The organism is Halanaerobium sp., from assembly GCF_003070835.1.
In genome coordinates, this window is the sequence record NZ_QBLR01000285.1 from 1 (window position 1) to 4,300 (window position 4,300).

Below are 4,300 nucleotides of genomic sequence, written 5' to 3' on the forward strand. Positions count from 1 at the left end.
AAAATTATAATCAAGATTAAGCTGTTGTATTTTTACAAAATTCCCATTTTCATCTGAAAAAGAAAATGATTCAAGTCTGAGCCGGTTTAGAGGCCATAAAGAGACAGAGCTGAAAGAAATCTCACCTGAATACCTTTCTTCCAGAAAAGCAATAATATCATCTTTAAAATATTGAGGCAAACCGCTAAAAAGACTTAAAAAATAAGCTGCAATCAGCAGTAAAATCAAAACCCCCAAAAGATATTTTATTTGCTTATTCATTTAAAAACCTCCACAAAGCCCTGATTTTAATTAATGCTCTTCTGTCTGAGCTTCAGATTCAGTCGAGTCGGGTTTAGAAGACTCTGATTCTGAGCCTGCAGCAGTTTCGGTTTCAGCTGAACTGAGAATTTCTAAATCAAGGTTCAAGCTTCCTTCTAAAACATAATCTGTTGCAAAAGTTTCTTTGATTTCTTCTCCAGCCTCTGGCAAATTCTGATTGACTTTATTATCAGAATCCTGCTCCTTTAATTCTTCTCCCTGCTCCTTTTCCTCTGAATTTTTAACAGGTGCTTCTTCACTGCTTTCCTGGTAAACGGGGGCTGCATAAGAAGGATATAGCTGTAAAATTAAATCATTATTATCCGGTGACTCGAGATAAGAATTTAAAATTGACTCAAAACTTTTATGCCCGGATATTTCAGCTTCATTTAGTCCACCCTGACTCTGCATGGCAACAGTATCTTCAGGCCGCATTGTTTCTCCAGTATAACCACCGTCAATAAAGAGAGTTGCTATTCCTGGTTCCACATCTTCTGGAACTTTCATAGTCAATGTTTTGGTTTCAGTCCCATTTCGATAGCGGTGTAAAGTTACCTCGACTTTTAGTTCATCTCCGGGGTAAATTTCCTCATTTAAAACCTTTGCCTCCTGAATCAAAGCAACACTGTCTTTTTTCTGAAAATCTAATTCTAAACGGATATCTATTAAATTAATTTCTTTGAATGGATTTGTTAATATTAAATCCAAAATTTGTGAGAAATCATTGAGTGCCATACTGCCGATATCTTTTTGACTGTAGTACATATTCTTTGATTCTATCTGCAGCTGCGGCAGGCCTCTCCCCATAATTTTGACTCTTGATTCAGCTGAACCAGGGCCAATTCTATCTAGAGCGGAGTCAACCGCCTGTAAGGCAGCACTGTTAGAAAGTGATGAAAATAAATATTCATCATTAATGATCTGTAAGCTAACTTCTTTCAGCAGTTCTCCATTTTCTGAAATAGAGATATAAAGTGGGGTAATGCGCGGATAACTATTCAGTCTCCCTGCAATTCCCGCTCCTCTATCCTGAGTTACTGAGCCCAATAGTCTATGATAGGGTGAGCCTAATTTAAAGGGCTGTTCTGAACTAGGTATTACAGCACTAATGTTGGCTCTACTTAAAAGATAATTGACATTCCCCCTATTTGTAAAGGGATGTCCAAAGGCTAAAAATTTTCCCTGATCAACATAAGTAAGGGTACCAATAGAAGCCACACTTATATCACCTCGAACCAGCTGTACAGCAATTGCCTCACCCGGTCTGGGCTCTTTATAACTTTTATCCGCCTCTTTAATTCCTGAAGATGGAACCACTTTTAAATTAAGTTCAGATAAATTTTTTTCTAACCTCTCCAGAGCACGACCTCTGATTCCACTAACCATTATTGGACTTGAGCTTCTAATCAAATTTTGATTTGGAGTAAATTCATCAATATCAATTTCTGAGTCACTAAGGCTATCATTTTCTGCTTTTTTATCACTTTTTTCAAAGAGCTTAAGCATTCTTTCGATTGGAGTTACCAGACCATAACGATGACTGCTGTTATTCCAACCATAACCAATTGCTCCAATTAACCGATCTTCGATATAAATGGGACTGCCGCTCATTCCAGCAGCAATACCACCAAATTCTTCTACTTTATCACCTGTTAATTTAATTAAAATTAAATCCTCATCCAAACTGCGGTTATCCAATACATCAATAATTTTAACTTCAAATTTTTCTATTTCATTGCCGGAAAAAACAGTCTTCCCATAACCTGTCATTCCTGCTTTTACTTCATCTAAAGGCATAATGTCTTCTGCAGCAAGTACTGGGATATTGAGAAAAACTAATACTATCAAAATGTATAAGATGATTCTTCTGCTTTTATTCAAATTTAATCACTCTCCAGTAACTTTTAGGAAAAAATGCCTTGATTACCTGTACTTAAAACATTTGAAATTTTATCTAATTCGCTCAAAGCCTGTCCTGTTCCTTCAGCTACACAGGTTAAAGGATCATCACTGACAAAAACTCCAACTTCTGTGTGACTGCTGATGAAATTCTCAATTCCTTTGAGTAAGGAACCACCACCGGTTAAGATAATTCCCTTTTCAACTATATCAGCCGAAAGTTCTGGTGGAGTTTGCTCAAGCACTCTTCTGGCCGCCTGGGCAATATTATCAAGAAGCTCCTTAAAAGCTTTAGTTGTTTCTTCAGCTGATAATTCTATATGCCTTGGTAAACCGGTCATTAAATCTCTACCCTTCACTTCATATGTAGCTGAATATCCGGGGCCCGCACTACCAATGTTTATTTTTATCTCTTCGGCAGTTGATTCACCAATAACTAGATTATAGTTTTCTCGAACATAACGCACTAAAGCTTCATCAAACTTATCGCCACCAACTCTAATTGATTCGCCAACAACAATTCCTCCTAAAGAAAGAACAGCAATTTCAGTGGTTCCACCACCAATGTCAATCACCATATTTCCTTCAGCTTTTTCAATTTGAAGGCCGGCTCCAATTGCTGCTGCTACAGGTTCTTCAATTAAATAAGCCTTACGGGCTCCAACCTGAACTGCTGCTTCTAAAACAGCTCTACTTTCTACGCCGGTAACACCGACAGGTATACAAACCATTATCTGTGGTTTGATGAATCTACTTTTAACACCAACTTTTTTCAGAAAACTTTTAAGCATCATTTCTGCTACTTCAAAGTCTGCAATGACCCCATCTTTTAGAGGGCGTACTACTTTTATATTTGCAGGAGTTCGACCTAACATTCTGCGGGCCTCTTCTCCTACAGCAATTACTTTATTTGACTTGGAATCAAGAGCTACAAAGGAAGGTTCCTGCAGAACAATTCCTTTACCGCTTTCATAAATAATTACTGTTGCTGTTCCAAGATCAATTGCTATTTTTTTGCTAAATTTATTTAGAAAACTCAATAGATTACTCCTTCCCTAGTTATTATTCTGCCGCTTCTTTTGATTTGATAACAATATTAAAAGTCATCAAGAAATATCCGAAACAACAGTAAACTGTTTATGCACTGAAAAAGCAAGGATTTCAAAAATTGCACAATATATATTTTTCCAGTCTTATACCTTATTATAGACCATTAATCTTAAAATAAAATTAAAATAACGTAATTATTGCATTAAACTCAAAATACCTACTCTATTGTACCTTCTCCTGATTTAATAACTGCATATTTTGTTAATAATGGACCAAAAACCTCAGTCATTGCTGCTGTAAGAAGTAAAGTATTGAATATTAAAAGTCCAACCTTGGTGTCCTGTACATATTGTTTCTGTACTGAATAGGCTAAAGCGATCGCCACTCCACTTTGAGGCAGAAGTCCAAAACCTATAAACTTTTGCACTGCTTCAGGAGCTCCAGAAATTTTTGCCGCCATGGTTGACCCCCCCACCTTACCGATGATACGAGCAATTAAATAAGTAAAAGCTATCATCAGAAAACTAAGGGAACCCATCTCTGAAAATCGAATTTCTGTACCGGCAATTATAAAAAATAGTGCGTAAAGAGGTACTGTCAATGTGTCCATCTCATCAGAAATTTCCAAATTCTTCTTGGCAAAGTTTCGAACTGCAAAACCAACAGACATATTGGCTATCAATGCTGATAAACCAAAGAAAATTGACACAGCAGAACTTAAGGTAATCGAAGTAACTATAGTTAATATTTTGCGAGTTTTTTCAGTGAATTTAGTTAATAAATATTGAGTAACATAACCAAAAAATAGACCTAAAATTATAGCGCCAAAGATTTCAATTAATGGTAAAACAATAATCTCTGTTAACTTAATTGATGCTTCTCCCTTATACTGTGAATAAGCTATTGGGTTAATTAATGAAAAGATTATTAAAGCAAATGCATCATCAAGACCTACAACAGCCATAATTGTCGAGGTTAAGGGACCTTCAGCGTTATATTCTTTTAAAACCATTACAGTTGCAGCTGGTGCAGTAGCAGAAGCAATTGCTCC

Annotated in this window: 4 protein-coding genes; all 4 read right to left on the bottom strand. The window is 36.3% G+C overall.

The window, feature by feature from the left end; all coding sequences use genetic code 11:
• Positions 1-261 (bottom strand): hypothetical protein (locus CI949_RS17445; protein WP_290768707.1); only part of this gene is annotated, 261 nt, incomplete at its 3' end.
• A 30-nt stretch (positions 262-291) separates the two neighbouring features.
• On the bottom strand, positions 292-2,181 hold the full coding sequence (locus tag CI949_RS17450) for a SpoIVB peptidase S55 domain-containing protein (RefSeq protein ID WP_073158621.1): 1,890 nt from the start codon (positions 2,179-2,181) through the stop codon (positions 292-294).
• Between the two features lie 23 nt (positions 2,182-2,204).
• The gene (locus tag CI949_RS17455; RefSeq protein ID WP_073158619.1) at positions 2,205-3,239 is read right to left on the bottom strand and encodes a rod shape-determining protein; all 1,035 of its coding nucleotides are present in this window, start codon (positions 3,237-3,239) and stop codon (positions 2,205-2,207) included.
• A 227-nt stretch (positions 3,240-3,466) separates the two neighbouring features.
• Positions 3,467-4,300 (bottom strand): cation:proton antiporter (locus tag CI949_RS17460; RefSeq protein WP_290768713.1); only part of this gene is annotated, 834 nt, incomplete at its 5' end.